The sequence below is a fragment of the Maribacter hydrothermalis genome (assembly GCF_001913155.1).
Classification (GTDB): Bacteria; Bacteroidota; Bacteroidia; order Flavobacteriales; family Flavobacteriaceae; genus Maribacter; species Maribacter hydrothermalis.
Window position 1 is genome coordinate 3,202,582 of the sequence record NZ_CP018760.1, and the last position, 14,701, is coordinate 3,217,282.

The following is a 14,701-nucleotide window of genomic DNA, read 5'->3' on the forward strand; positions in this document are numbered from 1 at the left end:
TTAAGATAGTGATTTTAAGTTGATTATGGTAATATTATCATCAATAATTAATAGGACATAGGTTTTTACTTGCCGCTATCAAAAGTTTTTGAAGATGAGCTGACTAATCTATTTATTTCTTGCAACTCCTCTTGGGTCAAGTCTCTCCATTTGCCAATAGGAACATCTAATTTAACATTCATAATTCTAATTCGTTTCAGCTTTTTTACCCTAAAATCTAAAAACTCGCACATACGGCGTATTTGTCTATTAAGGCCTTGTGTTAGTATAATGCGGAATTGATATGTGCTTACCTCGAAAACTTCACATTCTTTAGTGACCGTGTCTAATATTGGAATTCCTTTTCGCATTCGGTTTAAAAAATCTATAGTAATGGGTTTGTCAACTGTTACTAAATATTCTTTTTCATGGTTGTTACGTGCTCTTAAAATTTTATTTACGATATCACCGTCATCAGTAAGAAAAATAAGTCCTTCGCTAGGCTTGTCTAACCTGCCAATGGGAAAAATACGTTTGGGATAGTTTATATAATCAATAATATTATCTTTTTCTACTCCCGTATCTGTGGTACAAACAATGCCAACTGGCTTATTAAAAGCAATATATGTTGATTTTCCTTTTGGTTCTTTAATTAACTCGCCGTCAACTTTAACAATGTCTCCTTTAGCTATTTTTGTGCCCATTTCTGGCACTTTACCATTTATGATAACTCTTCCTTGCTCTATAAGTTTATCTGCCGCCCTACGAGAGCAATACCCTGTCTCGCTTAGGTATTTATTGATTCTTGTCTTATTAGAATTGTCTTCCATACTATGTTTTACGGTTTCGGGTATTAATTTCGAGATACCTCCTGCTGGTAGATTTCCCTACCTAATTGAGCTAAAAACGGAATTCCTATTTCGTCGTACTCATAGGTGTCATCATTGAATATTCCATTTTTGTTCACTAAAATTGTAGCAGTTAATAGAAATTCGATATTTTTTTGGGTGTCCTTTATGTAAGCGCAATCAGTTAATGTACCATAAGCAAAGCCTACTTTATTATATATTTGTATATGGTCTGGTATGTTTTCTTTGGTATCTCCATATAGAAAAAACTTACAATACCCGTCATAATAAGTTTTTGAATCGTACCCTACCTCCCGTGGTACGGTGTGCATGGTTGATAATAAATAGTTCCTTTGCTCACTGCTTAGGTTAAAACGTTCATTTTCTTTGAAATTTTGTGGAAAAATAACACGCTTTAAGAGATTGTGTTGGGCTGATATAGGATAGTAATTTTTACGGCTAAAATCAAATGGAGAAGTAATCAATTCGCCATCTTCAAAATAACCAAGGCCTTTTGTAATGTTAGTTAAATTAAGTTTTTCAGGTATTTTATCTAAAAATGGTTTGGTTATTCCGGTAGTGGAATCATTTAAATATATAATTAGCGGTTTTGTTTTTAAATCCTCTGAATGATAGCCTAGCCTATGTGCAATTCTAACTGGTGATATGCCTTTTCTTTTTAAGTTTTTATTGATAGAATCGAAGCTTAAAAACTCTATGAGCCTGTTATTTGCCAAATTATCACTAACTGCAAAAATTTCTGAAATATCTTTTTTAAAGGTACTTTCTATGGTGTCGCCTTCAATATAGTACTTTGTTTGCATTGATAAGCTGTCAATTTTGTTCAACTGTTCTAAAGCCAAAACTGCGGTTGGGAATTTGGCGGTACTTGCCGGGTAAAAGTACATGCTATCATTAACTTGAAAATCGTAGTCCGTAAATAATACGCTATCATTTCTTCTATTAATTTGTGTATACCTTATTTGAACTTGATAATTTGCAATACTATCCATCACCCTTTTAATTTTTGGGTCGGTTGAATTTAAAGCAGTTTCAAGAAAATTTAAATTTTGTTTTTCTTGAGAACACGATAAAACAAATACATAACAAAATAATAGTAGAAATTTCTTCATAACACAATTGTAATATTTAAGGTGTGTAAATTTCACCTCTATGAGGTTTAAGTATATCTCTAATCGAAATCATTTCATTTTCTTCTACTACCATAAAAGCAATACTGTACATGTCATTTATTTCTTTATAACCAGTTATATTTAGAGCAGTTTTTTCCAATGCTATAAATTCATTTAAATGCTTTACATGATGCTCTGCTGTTTTCAATGCAGTGGGACCTCTAAAATCCCAAATAAGTTTTATTTGTCGACTCAAGTATTGTGTGGTTTTTAATTAACACTAATAGGAGCACAAATCTACCTAAAATTCATTAGTCTTAGTTCTATAATAATATACTTTAGTACATGACGACCATTATAATTTAGCTTTTGATACTATTCTTTTTTTATATTGCGTTATCGAAATATGTGTTAAGTAAATCATTAAGCGTTTGCATACGATGCAGTTATTACTATTTTTGCTCGATGTTTTCTAATAAATCAACCTTTTTCAACAACAAGTTGTACACTATATTAAGTATAGGGTTGCTATTTGTTATACTAATTTCTTGTGATGGACTTTTTAAACAAGAAAAAAGAAAAGACCAAGTTGCAAGGGTTGGCAACTCTTACTTATATAAAGAGGATTTAGCTCCACTCATAACAGAAAATATGAGTAAAGGAGATAGTGCATCATTTGCTATAAATTATATTAATAATTGGGCATCTAAGCAATTACTTCTTTCAAAAGCCAAAATAAATCTATCTGAAGAAAAATTAGCGGAGTATAACGCCTTGGTAGATGATTATAGAACGGACCTTTATACGCGTGTTTATAAGGAAGCTTTAGTTTCACAGGCAACCGATTCGATAATTACCAATGACCAGTTAAACACATTCTACGATCAAGGGAAGGAGAATTTTAAATTAAAAGAAAGAATTGCTAGAATAAGATTTGTTGCTTTGCCTAAGGGATTTTTAGATAAAGATGAGGTAAGTAAAAGGTTAAAAAGATTTGAAGAAGAGGATGTTAAATATCTTGATTCTATAGGGGTGCATTTCAAGAAATTAAATTTCAATGATTCTATTTGGGTCCGTTACAGTAGAATTTTTGAAGAAATACCTCCAATTACCATTGACAATGTAGATAAGTACTTAAAAAATTCACAATTTTTTGAATTGGAGGATTCAATCGGGGTATATTTGGGGAAAATAGAAGAAATTAAAGATGTAAATGAAATTGCACCTTTGTCTTTTATTAAGCCTACCATAGAGCAAGTTTTATTAAGTCGAAGAAAAATGGACTACTTGCGTAAATTAGAATCTGAATTATTAGATGAAGCAATTAAAGATAAAGAATTTGAAGTTTTCGAAAATAAAAAATAGTTTATTTATCGGTACGATAGCACTGTTTTCAGGTGTTTCAACTGCACAAGATAGTATTGTAAATCAAGAAAGCGAAGTTGAGCCAATGGAAGCTGTTGCTGAAGTAACTAGCGTAAAGAAGGACTCCTCAATAAATTTTAAGCGGGTAAAATTAGATGGAATAGCTGCCGTTGTAGGTGATTATGTAATTTTAGATTCGGACATAGAAAAGACATTGATAGATTTAAAAAGTCAAGGTGCTTCTACAGAAGATATTACCCATTGCGGACTTTTAGGTAAATTGATGGAAGACCGTTTGTATGCCAACCAAGCAGTGCAAGATAGTATTTTGGTATCCGATGATGAGGTGAATGCTACAGGTGACCGTCAATTGCAGTCTTTGGTTCAGCAAATAGGATCAATGGATAAGGTGCTTAAATACTATAAGAAAGAAGATGAAGCGACCTTTAGAGAAGAGCTGTATAAGATAAATAAATTACGTATGCTTTCAGAGCGTATGCAACAAGATATCATAAAAGAAATTGAGATTACACCAGAAGAAGTTCGCCAGTTTTTTAATAAAATACCTGAAAATGAACGCCCTGTTTTTGGCGCAGAATTAGAAATTGCTCAAATTACCAAAGAGCCAGAACCATCTGAAGAAGAGAAGCAAAAAGTTATTGATAAGCTAAACCAGATAAAAGCAGATGTTGATGATAATGATGCTAGCTTTAGTGTAAAGGCTATTTTATATTCCCAAGATCCAGGGTCAAAGTCTAAAGGTGGTTTTTATAGTATTACCAAGGATACTGGTTTCGACAAGACATTTAAAGATGTGGCATTTAGTTTAAAAGAAGGTGAAGTGTCAGAGCCTTTTGAAACTACATTTGGTTATCATATTATTTATATCGAAAAAATTAGAGGTCAAGAACTAGATTTAAGGCACATTTTAATTCAACCAGAAATTTCTCAGAATGTAATGGATGAAGCTAAAGCCGAATTGGATAGTATTCGTGAGAAAATTATCAATAAGGAGTTTACTTTTGCCGAAGCTGCATTAAATTTTTCTGATGAGAAAGAAACGAAATTTGATGGCGGACTTTTAAGAAACCCACAAGATTTTAGTTCTCGTTTTGAACTAACAAGAATGGATCCGACTTTATATAATCAAGTTCAGAACTTAAAGGATAATGAGGTGACATATCCAATTTTAGAGGAAGACCCAAGAGGTGGACCGCCAAAATATAAAATCCTTAAAATCACGAACAGGTTTGATGAGCACGTTGCAGATTTTTCTAAAGATTACACAAAAATTCAAGAATTAGCTCTTACTGAAAAGAAATATAATGCCATTAAAAAATGGATGGATGAACATATAGAAGATACCTATATTAGCGTTAACGATGAGAACAAAGATTGTGACTTCGCTAACAATTGGGTAAAAAAATAAATATATGTCAGACGTTGCCGCTATAGAACAACTTGTTGTAAAACATGCTGAGCTTAAAAAAGAAATAGCAAAGATAATTGTTGGTCAAGATGAAGTAATAGAGCAAATATTACTTTCAATATATACCGGCGGGCATTCATTACTAATAGGAGTACCTGGCTTGGCTAAAACCTTAATGGTAAATACTATTGCACAAGCATTAGGTCTCGATTTTAAAAGAATTCAATTTACTCCAGATTTAATGCCAAGTGACATTCTTGGCAGTGAGGTATTAGATCAAAATAGAAATTTTAAGTTTATAAAGGGACCTATATTTTCAAATATCATTTTGGCCGATGAGATTAATAGAACTCCACCCAAAACCCAAGCAGCACTTTTAGAAGCAATGCAAGAAAGAGCAGTGACTATTGCTGGACATCAGCATAAGTTAGAATTGCCTTACTTTGTATTAGCAACCCAGAACCCAATTGAGCAAGAAGGTACATACCCTTTACCAGAGGCTCAATTAGACCGTTTTATGTTTGCTATAGAGTTAAAATATCCTTCTATTTCAGAAGAAATCCAAGTAGTTAAAAATACAACTACAGATAAAAAACAAACTATAAGTCCTCTTTTTAATGCTGAAGATATTATTGCAATTCAAGAATTGGTTCGTAGAATTCCGGTTGCGGATAATGTTGTTGAATACGCCGTTAAATTAGTAAATAGCACAAGACCTAACTTAGATGGCGCTTCTGACTTTGTAAAACAATATTTAGATTGGGGTGCAGGTCCAAGAGCATCTCAAAACCTTATATTGGGAGCTAAGGCTAATGCTGCCATTCACGGTAAATTTTCTCCAGATATTGAGGATGTACATGCTGTAGTAAAAGGTATTCTTCGCCATCGTATTATTAAAAACTACAAAGCAGAAGCAGAAGGCATTGGCGAAGAAGATATTATTGATAAATTGTTGTAGCCTAATAAATTCTATATTTCTACATTTTTCATAACAATTTAATAATGTATCAATAATTTTTAGTTGTTATACATCCCGTTTTTATAGTATTTGATAAAAAGTACCATATCATACTTATTTAATTTTATATGCGTTCTATATTACGTAATTTTACTGGATTGCTTTAACATAAAATTAAATAGCAGATGAAATTTGATATGATTACTGGAATATTTTCTGGACTTGTTCGGAGAATTCGTATTCTAAAATCTTTCATGGACTTCAAATTTCAGTAATTGTGGCGTTAATATATCTACAAGTCTTCAGATAGAATTATGAAAATCACGCTACACTATATATCCAAATTAATATTCAAATCACTTTTTAATGAGCATTTATAAAGATTATCTCAACGAGATTGAAGATCGTAAAGTTCAAGGTCTTCATCCAAAACCAATTGATGGAGCTGAATTATTAACTAAAGTAATTGAGCAAATTTTAGATGTAGATAACGAGTATAGAGAAGATTCTCTTAACTTTTTTATTTATAACGTTTTACCTGGAACAACAAGTGCTGCGAAGGTTAAAGCTAAATTTTTAAAAGAAATTATTCTTGGTGAATCATTAGTAAAAGAGATTACGCCTGTTTTTGCTTTTGAGCAATTATCGCATATGAAGGGCGGACCTTCTGTTGAAGTGTTGTTGGATATTGCATTAGGATCAAATGTTGATTTGGCAAAACAAGCTGCTGAAGTATTGAAAACGCAAGTATTTTTATATGAAGCTGATACTGCCCGTTTAGAAGATGCTTTTAAAAATGGAAATTCTATTGCAATAGAAATTATAGAAAGTTACGCTAAGGCAGAGTTTTTTACCAAGCTTCCCGAAATAGAAGAAGAAATTCAAGTAGTTACATACATTGCCGGTGTTGGTGATATATCAACAGATTTATTATCACCAGGTGGTGATGCACATTCTAGATCTGATCGTGAGTTGCATGGTCAATGTTTATTTGAGCATAATAAAGAAATGCAAAATGAACTTTTAGCATTACAGAAAAAGCATCCAAACAAACGTGTAATGCTCATTGCCGAAAAAGGAACTATGGGTGTGGGTTCTTCTAGAATGTCTGGTGTAAACAATGTGGCATTATGGACAGGTGTTAAGTCTAGTCCTTATGTGCCATTTATAAATATTGCACCAGTAATTGCAGGAACAAATGGTATTTCCCCAATTTTCTTAACTACGGTAGGTGTAACAGGAGGTATTGGTTTAGATCTAAAAAACTGGGTTCAACAAAAAGATACTGAAGGAAACACCGTGCGGGATGCAGACGGTGAACCAGTTTTAAAAGAGGAATATTCTGTTGCTACAGGTACCATTCTTACTATAAATACAAAAGAGAAAAAATTATATAACGGAAGTACAGAATTAAAAGATATTTCTGCGGCATTTACTCCACAAAAAATGGAGTTTATGAAAGCAGGAGGTTCATATGCTGTTGTTTTCGGTAAAAAACTGCAAACATTTGCTGCTAAAGTTTTAGGTACTGAGGTAATTCCTGTTTATGCGCCATCAAAAGAAATTTCTGTTGAAGGGCAAGGACTTACCGCAGTAGAGAAAATATTCAATAAAAATGCTGTTGGTAACACTCCTGGTAAAGTATTGCATGCAGGCTCAGATGTTAGAGTGGAAGTAAACATTGTAGGATCACAAGATACAACAGGTTTAATGACGTCGCAGGAATTAGAGATGATGGCCGCTACGGTTATTTCTCCAATTGTTGATGCGGCATACCAATCTGGTTGTCATACCGCTTCTGTTTGGGACGATAAGTCTAAAGCCAACATTCCAAGATTAATGAAGTTTATGAACGATTTTGGATTAATTACCGGTCGTGATCCTAAAGGGAAATATTTCCCAATGACTGATGTTATTCATAAAGTATTAAACGATCTTACGGTAGGAGATTGGGATATTATTATAGGTGGAGATTCACACACACGTATGTCTAAAGGTGTTGCTTTTGGAGCAGATTCAGGAACGGTTGCCTTGGCACTTGCTACTGGCGAGGCTTCTATGCCTATTCCACAGTCGGTAAAAGTTACTTTTAAAGGACAAATGAAATCTTATATGGATTTCCGTGATGTTGTACATGCTACACAATCTCAGATGTTAAAGCAGTTTGGTGGCGAAAATGTATTCCAAGGTAGAATTATTGAGGTCCATATTGGAACGCTTACGGCAGATCAGGCTTTTACATTTACGGACTGGACGGCGGAAATGAAAGCGAAAGCGTCTATCTGTATTTCTGAGGACGAAACCTTGATTGAATCTTTAGAGATTGCAAAAGGTCGTATCCAAATCATGATTGAAAAGGGAATGGATAATGCTAAACAAGTTCTAAAAGGTTTAGTAGATAAAGCAAATACTAGAATTACTGAGCTTAAAACAGGAATTAAACCTTCATTAAGACCAGATGGCAATGCAAAATATCACGCAGAAGTTGTTATTGATTTAGATGAAATTGCTGAACCAATGATTGCTGACCCAGATGTAAATAACGATGATGTTTCTAAACGTTATACACATGATACCATCCGTCCATTATCTTATTATGGCGGAACTAAAAAAGTTGATTTAGGATTCGTGGGTTCTTGTATGGTTCATAAAGGCGATATGAAAATATTAGCCCAAATGCTTAAGAATATCGAGGTCCAACAAGGAAAAGTAGAATTTAAAGCACCTTTAGTTGTGGCACCACCTACATATAATATTGTTGACGAGTTAAAAGCTGAAGGTGATTGGGAAGTACTTCAAAAATATTCGGGTTTCGAATTTGATGATAGCGCACCAAAAGGATTGGCACGTACCAAATACGAAAACATGCTATACCTGGAGCGTCCAGGTTGTAACCTTTGTATGGGTAACCAAGAAAAAGCGGAACCAGGCGATACGGTTATGGCTACATCAACCCGGTTATTTCAAGGTAGAGTAGTAAAAGATTCTGGCGAGAAAAAAGGCGAATCCTTACTATCATCAACTCCAGTAGTGGTTTTGTCTACCATTTTAGGCAGAACCCCAACCTTGAAAGAATATGAAGCTGCCGTTGATGGAATTGTATTGACGAAATTTAAGCCTTCCACAAAGCAATTGGTAAGATAAATAGAATACAAAAATTATTGTATATAGAAAGCCTGAGTATCTTTTCTCAGGCTTTTTTTGTTTTAATTATATATAGTCATTCTTTATTTTATATGCAGTTTTATAATCATTGTACATTTCGTATCTTGTACAGATAAGATAGAATAACCAAATTATAAATAGACTTTATGGCTTTTGACATAGATATGATTAAAAAAGTTTACGCTTCCATGGCGGAACGTGTAGACAAAGCAAGAGAGATTGTTGGCAAACCACTTACTCTTTCAGAAAAGATATTATATTCTCATTTATGGGAAGGTAGCCCTACCAAACCATTTACACGCGGAAAAGATTATGTAGATTTTGCTCCGGATCGTATTGCTTGTCAAGATGCTACTGCCCAAATGGCCTTATTGCAGTTTATGCAAGCTGGTAAGCCAAATGTTGCTGTGCCAACTACAGTGCATTGCGATCACTTAATCCAGGCTAAAAATGGTGCCGCGGCCGATTTGAAATCTGCCAACACTACAAGTGCCGAAGTGTTTGATTTTTTAGAGTCTGTATCAAATAAATACGGAATTGGTTTTTGGAAACCAGGTGCAGGAATTATTCACCAAGTCGTTTTAGAAAATTATGCTTTTCCAGGAGGAATGATGATCGGTACCGATTCGCATACAGTAAATGCTGGAGGATTAGGTATGGTTGCTATTGGTGTTGGTGGTGCCGATGCCGTTGATGTTATGGCAGGTATGGCATGGGAACTTAAATTCCCAAAATTAATAGGTGTAAAGTTAACTGGAACTATCTCAGGATGGACGGCGCCAAAAGATGTTATATTAAAAGTTGCTGAAATTCTTACGGTAAAAGGAGGAACAGGGGCAATTGTTGAATACTTTGGTTCAGGTGCAAAATCTTTGTCTTGTACTGGTAAAGGTACTATATGTAATATGGGTGCAGAAATAGGAGCTACGACTTCAACTTTCGGTTATGATGAATCTATGGAGCGCTATTTAAGAGCTACGGATAGAGCCGATATTGCTGATGCTGCAAACAAGGTGAAAGAACATTTGACTGCAGATACAGAGGTTTATGCAAACCCAGAAAAGTATTTTGATGAGGTTATAGAAATTGACCTTTCCAAATTGACACCATTATTAAATGGTCCTTTTACTCCAGATTTATCTACTAAGGTTGGTAAGGATATGACGGAAAAGGCTACTTCTAACGATTGGCCGTTAGTAGTTGAGTGGGGGTTAATAGGTTCTTGTACGAATTCCTCTTACGAAGATTTATCAAGAGCTTCGTCAATTGCACAACAAGCGATTGATAAAGGAATTAAAATGAAGGCGGAATTAGGAATTAATCCTGGTTCTGAACAAGTACGTTATACGGCGGACCGCGATGGTATTCTTGGTATATTCGAGAAATTAGATGCTAAGATTTTTACCAACGCATGCGGACCTTGTATTGGGCAGTGGGCTCGTTATAGTGACCCCAAAAATGCACCAAAGAACAGTATTGTACACTCTTTCAATAGAAACTTTGCAAAACGTGCAGATGGTAACCCAAACACACATGCCTTTGTAGCTTCTCCAGAAATTACGGCAGCGATTGCAATTTCCGGTAGATTAGATTTTAACCCGATGACGGATAAATTGATAAACCAAAAAGGTGAAGAAGTAATGTTCGATGAACCAACAGGATGGGAATTACCTCCAAAAGGTTTTGAGGTTGAAGACGCAGGTTATCTTGCTCCACATGCTGATGGGTCAGGTGTAGTAGTTAAAGTAGATCCTGATTCTGAAAGATTACAATTATTAGAGCCTTTTACTCCAATAAAAGACGAAAGTTTAATGGGGGCAAAGTTATTGATAAAAGCATTTGGTAAGTGTACAACTGATCATATTTCAATGGCTGGACCTTGGTTGCGCTTTCGTGGACATTTAGATAATATTTCGAACAATTGTTTAATTGGGGCCGTTAACGCATTTGGTAAAAAGACCAATATGGTTAAAAATCAATTGAATGGAGAGTTTGGAGGTGTGCCAGATACGGCGCGTGCATATAAAGCAGCGGGTATAAGAAGTATTGTTGTTGGCGATCATAATTATGGTGAAGGTTCTTCACGAGAGCATGCGGCAATGGAGCCACGTCATTTGGGTGTTGCTGCGGTGATAGTGAAATCATTTGCTCGTATTCATGAAACAAACCTTAAAAAGCAAGGTATGCTCGGGTTAACATTTGCTAATGAAAATGATTATGACCTGATTCAAGAAGACGATACCTTCAATTTCATAGATATTTCTGAATTTGCCCCGGATAAGCAATTAACTATTGAAGTTGTTCATGCAGATGGTAGTAAAGATGTTATTAAAGTAAATCATACATATAATGCAGCCCAAATAGGCTGGTATAGAGAAGGCTCCGCTTTAAATGTTATTAAAAGAGAAAATGCAGCTTAATGCCATTCTGTAAAATAAATAAGGAAAACTCCTGAATATGATCAGGAGTTTTTTAGTTTTGAACTCTATTTAAATTCAATGAAGAAACAGACGTTTTTTACCTTATTGATTATGGCATTTGTGCTATCATTTTTTGTTACACCCTTAGGTGATTACAGTAAAATATTGCTCAATAGATTATTTGCTACCGCACCAACAGTAATAGAAGTAGAGCAAAGAGGAAAAATCACCGATTATAATTGGAAGCTTAAAGATGAGAATTGGAAACCAATAAATTTCGATGAGGCAAAAGGCAGGGTTGTCTTTATAACCTTTTTTATGTCATGGCACATGCCATCACAAGCACAATTAAAAGATGTACAGTACCTTTATGATACCTATGGTGACAAAGTGAAGTTCTATATTATAACAAATGAAGAAAAAGCTCCGGTAGAACTTTTTATGAATGAACAAGGCTATACTTTTCCTATAACGTATCAAATTATTGGTGAGCCAAGTCCTATTTCATTATTAAAACCACCCGGATCTTATTTAATTGATAAGTCTGGAAATATTGTTATACACCAAAACACTATTGCAGATTGGGATAATGATAAAGTTAACAAACTACTTTCGCAGTTAATTTCAGAGAAGTAATCGGAAATTTTATTTCTTAAAATATTTAAACGGTACAAATAACATCCCAAAACATTCACCATCGCCTTTTCCTAAATGTTTGTGATGCATTTTATGCGCTCTTCGAACGCCTCTACTATACCAATTATTAGCATTTCTAAAAAGTTTAAAGCGCTGATGAATAAATATATCGTGTACTAGGAAATAAGCTATACCATAGGCTAAAATTCCAAATCCTAACGGAAAACCATACCAAAACCCTGTCGTTCCTGAGTAAAATAATGACATGCTTACAATGGCATAGAAGATAAAAAACAGGTCATTTCTTTCAAACCAAGAATCATGATCTTTTTTATGATGGTCCCTGTGCAGACTCCAAAGAAATCCATGCATTATATATTTATGAGTAAACCACGCCATAAATTCCATAAACAAGAAGGTTGCTAAAAAAACCAATATCCAAATAACTATATCCATTATACCAAATTCATTTTATATTTTACATAAGAACGCGCTAAAAGACCAAATTTTTGATAATTAGGTACGCGTATACGAGCATTCTTTAATTCTAAAGAGGGTGTGTTTTGTAATTTTTTTAGTAGTTTGTAATAGTATTTATAAGCTGTATATACCCCAAATTTAGCTTCTGGGGGTAATCCAATTATTCCCTGATAACCCTTCTTAAAGTCAGCTTTTATTTCATCGACGATGCGTTTTTTAGACGCTTCGTCTAATTCTTTTAAATTAGTATTCGGGAAATAAGATCTATTCAATTCTTCAAAATCTGCTTTAACATCTCTCAAGAAATTCACTTTTTGAAAGGCAGAGCCTAATGCCATAGCCGATTCTTTTAATTTGTTGTATTCCTCAATATTGCCTTTTACAAAAACCTGAAGACACATTAAACCAACAACGTCTGCAGAGCCATATATGTATTCTTTATATTCAGCATCGGTACGGTATATGTTCTTCACTAAATCCATTCGCATGCTTTTCATGAATGAATCTACTAAATGCTTAGGTATATTAAATTCATGATAGGTATGTTGAAAAGAGTTCAAAATAGGGTTAAGACTTATCTTATCTCGCAATGAAGCTTCAAGTTCCTCTTCAAATTTATTAAAAAGAATTTCTTTGTCATAATCATGAAAGGTATCTACGATTTCATCGGCAAAGCGTACAAAACCATATATGTTATAAATATGACCACGTATAGATGAGTGAAGCATCTTGGTGGCTAATGCAAAAGAGGTGCTATATTGTTTGGTAACAATTTTACTGCATTGGTACGAAACCTGATCAAAAGTATCTTTCATAGGCTAACTAATTATCTTTTATAATTAATTCTGACACTAACTTACCGGAGATTAATGCGGGCGGCACGCCGGGACCAGGAACAGTCAGTTGTCCTGTAAAATATAGACCAGCTACTTTTTTACTACGTAAATTGGGTCTTAAAAATGCAGTTTGTGTTAAGGTGTTTGCCATTCCATAAGCATTACCTTTATAAGAATTGTAGTGTTCTACAAAATCATTTACACAAAATGTTTCTTTGAATATAATGTTATTTCTTATGTCTTGACCTGTTCTTTTTTCAAAACGATTCATTATTATTTCAAAATATTTGCTTCTTAACATTTCGGTGTCTTCAAGTGCTGTAGCAATAGGTACTAAAAAAAAGCCGGTTTCACAGCCTTTAGGTGCCATGCTTGCATCTGTTATCGATGGAAAATTAGCATAGAAAAGCGGGTTTGTAGGCCATTTTGGACTGTCATAAATTTCTTTAGCATGTAGCTCAAAATCTGTATCAAAAAATAGGTTGTGATGCTCAACGTTTTTCAGTTTAGTATCAAGCCCTATGTAAAATAATAATGAAGAAGGTGCAAATACCTTTTTATCCCAGTAGTTTTGAGAGTATTGCTGGTATTTTTTATCTAATAAGCTTTCTGAGTGATGGTAATCTGCACCACTTAAAATAACTTCTGCAGTAATAGTGTTTCCGTTACATATAACTGCCGTGGCCTTGCCGTTGTTCACTTGAATTTTTTCTATTGGTGAATTCGTGTGCACCTTCACACCAAGTTCTAAAGCTACACGCTCCATAGCTTTAATTACTTCGTACATTCCGCCCTTCGGGTGCCATGTACCTAAACCAAAATCAGCAAAGTTCATGAAATTATAGAAAGACGGAGTATTACTTGGTTTTGCACCAAGAAACAATACAGGAAACTCTAACGTAGATACCAACTTTGGATTTTTAAAAGACTTACGTACTTGTGAGCTAATGGTTTTAAAAAACTGGTCAATTTTTAAAATGGTTTCTTTGGTTACCAACTCTAAAGGAGAAAGTCCTGGTCTTAGAACTACTTTGTTAATGGCAATATCATAATTTTCTTGTGCTTTATTGATAAACTTTTTTAAAGCTTTTGAGCTGCCAGGTTCTATTCTTTCAAACTCCTCACAAATTTTATCCATACTATCGCCGATGGTAATAATATCGTCACTAAAGAAAATTTTATAAGCAGGACTCAATTTATCTAATTGATAATAGTCTGATGTTTGTTTATTGAAATCTGCAAAAAATTTATCAAAAATATCGGGCATCCAATACCAGCTAGGGCCCATATCAAAGGTAAAGCCGTCTTTTATGAATTGAGAGGCTCTGCCACCTACAGATTCATTTTTTTCATATATGGAAACATTCCAGCCGGCTTTCGCCAAATAACATGCTGCCGATAATGAGGAAAAACCAGAACCAATTATAATGCAATTCTTAGTCATTAATAAAT

At 34.2% G+C, this 14,701-nt stretch carries 12 protein-coding genes; 6 read left to right on the forward strand and 6 right to left on the reverse strand.

Going from position 1 to position 14,701, the window contains the following annotated elements:
• Positions 1-65 precede the first annotated feature (65 nt).
• From rluF to BTR34_RS13835, 3 genes are read right to left on the reverse strand one after another with little or no spacing between them, the layout of a single operon-like run.
• The gene (gene rluF, locus BTR34_RS13825) at positions 66-809 is read right to left on the reverse strand and encodes a 23S rRNA pseudouridine(2604) synthase RluF (RefSeq protein WP_068486409.1); all 744 of its coding nucleotides are present in this window, start codon (positions 807-809) and stop codon (positions 66-68) included.
• Positions 810-832: 23 nt separating this feature from the next.
• Positions 833-1,960, reverse strand: coding sequence for a serine hydrolase (locus BTR34_RS13830; RefSeq protein WP_068486411.1), 1,128 nt, complete (start codon positions 1,958-1,960; stop codon positions 833-835).
• Between the two features lie 16 nt (positions 1,961-1,976).
• Positions 1,977-2,216: a hypothetical protein gene (locus tag BTR34_RS13835; protein ID WP_068486413.1), complete on the reverse strand. Its 240-nt coding sequence runs from the start codon at positions 2,214-2,216 to the stop codon at positions 1,977-1,979.
• 209 nt (positions 2,217-2,425) lie between these two features.
• On the opposite strand from BTR34_RS13835, the gene BTR34_RS13840 reads away from it, so the two are divergent.
• The 6 genes from BTR34_RS13840 (at position 2,426) to BTR34_RS13865 (ending at position 11,933) form a co-directional block, all read left to right on the forward strand.
• Positions 2,426-3,325: a peptidylprolyl isomerase gene (locus BTR34_RS13840; protein WP_068486415.1), complete on the forward strand. Its 900-nt coding sequence runs from the start codon at positions 2,426-2,428 to the stop codon at positions 3,323-3,325.
• A complete protein-coding gene (locus BTR34_RS13845) occupies positions 3,276-4,754 on the forward strand; it encodes a peptidylprolyl isomerase (RefSeq protein ID WP_068486417.1) in 1,479 nt (492 codons plus the stop codon). Before BTR34_RS13840 ends, BTR34_RS13845 begins: the two co-directional genes overlap by 50 nt.
• A 4-nt stretch (positions 4,755-4,758) precedes the next feature.
• Positions 4,759-5,712: an AAA family ATPase gene (locus BTR34_RS13850; RefSeq protein ID WP_068486419.1), complete on the forward strand. Its 954-nt coding sequence runs from the start codon at positions 4,759-4,761 to the stop codon at positions 5,710-5,712.
• Positions 5,713-6,078: 366 nt separating this feature from the next.
• Positions 6,079-8,856, forward strand: coding sequence for a bifunctional aconitate hydratase 2/2-methylisocitrate dehydratase (locus BTR34_RS13855; protein WP_068486421.1), 2,778 nt, complete (start codon positions 6,079-6,081; stop codon positions 8,854-8,856).
• A gap of 167 nt (positions 8,857-9,023) precedes the next feature.
• Positions 9,024-11,297, forward strand: a complete 2,274-nt coding sequence (locus tag BTR34_RS13860; RefSeq protein WP_068486423.1) for an aconitate hydratase — start codon at positions 9,024-9,026, stop codon at positions 11,295-11,297.
• A gap of 78 nt (positions 11,298-11,375) precedes the next feature.
• Entirely contained in the window at positions 11,376-11,933 is a 558-nt protein-coding gene (locus BTR34_RS13865) for a TlpA family protein disulfide reductase (RefSeq protein ID WP_068486425.1), read from the forward strand.
• Between the two features lie 9 nt (positions 11,934-11,942).
• Here the strand turns inward: BTR34_RS13865 and BTR34_RS13870 are convergent, their stop codons facing one another.
• Genes BTR34_RS13870 through BTR34_RS13880 form a run of 3 tightly spaced genes read right to left on the reverse strand, consistent with a single transcriptional unit; the run spans position 11,943 to position 14,693 of the window.
• Positions 11,943-12,389, reverse strand: coding sequence for a sterol desaturase family protein (locus BTR34_RS13870; protein WP_068486427.1), 447 nt, complete (start codon positions 12,387-12,389; stop codon positions 11,943-11,945).
• Positions 12,389-13,228: a phytoene/squalene synthase family protein gene (locus tag BTR34_RS13875; RefSeq protein ID WP_068486429.1), complete on the reverse strand. Its 840-nt coding sequence runs from the start codon at positions 13,226-13,228 to the stop codon at positions 12,389-12,391. Before BTR34_RS13875 ends, BTR34_RS13870 begins: the two co-directional genes overlap by 1 nt.
• A 7-nt stretch (positions 13,229-13,235) precedes the next feature.
• A complete protein-coding gene (locus BTR34_RS13880) occupies positions 13,236-14,693 on the reverse strand; it encodes a phytoene desaturase family protein (protein WP_068486431.1) in 1,458 nt (485 codons plus the stop codon).
• Positions 14,694-14,701 lie beyond the last annotated feature (8 nt).

Excerpts from the sequence above, each read along its gene's own strand:
- rluF (WP_068486409.1), bottom strand. The coding sequence starts at position 809 with ATGGAAGACAATTCTAATAAGACAAGAATCAATAAATACCTAAGCGAG.
- BTR34_RS13830 (WP_068486411.1), bottom strand. The coding sequence starts at position 1,960 with ATGAAGAAATTTCTACTATTATTTTGTTATGTATTTGTTTTATCGTGT.
- BTR34_RS13840 (WP_068486415.1), top strand. The coding sequence starts at position 2,426 with ATGTTTTCTAATAAATCAACCTTTTTCAACAACAAGTTGTACACTATA.
- BTR34_RS13845 (WP_068486417.1), top strand. The coding sequence starts at position 3,276 with ATGAAGCAATTAAAGATAAAGAATTTGAAGTTTTCGAAAATAAAAAAT.
- BTR34_RS13850 (WP_068486419.1), top strand. The coding sequence starts at position 4,759 with ATGTCAGACGTTGCCGCTATAGAACAACTTGTTGTAAAACATGCTGAG.
- BTR34_RS13855 (WP_068486421.1), top strand. The coding sequence starts at position 6,079 with ATGAGCATTTATAAAGATTATCTCAACGAGATTGAAGATCGTAAAGTT.
- BTR34_RS13860 (WP_068486423.1), top strand. The coding sequence starts at position 9,024 with ATGGCTTTTGACATAGATATGATTAAAAAAGTTTACGCTTCCATGGCG.
- BTR34_RS13865 (WP_068486425.1), top strand. The coding sequence starts at position 11,376 with ATGAAGAAACAGACGTTTTTTACCTTATTGATTATGGCATTTGTGCTA.
- BTR34_RS13870 (WP_068486427.1), bottom strand. The coding sequence starts at position 12,389 with ATGGATATAGTTATTTGGATATTGGTTTTTTTAGCAACCTTCTTGTTT.
- BTR34_RS13875 (WP_068486429.1), bottom strand. The coding sequence starts at position 13,228 with ATGAAAGATACTTTTGATCAGGTTTCGTACCAATGCAGTAAAATTGTT.
- BTR34_RS13880 (WP_068486431.1), bottom strand. The coding sequence starts at position 14,693 with ATGACTAAGAATTGCATTATAATTGGTTCTGGTTTTTCCTCATTATCG.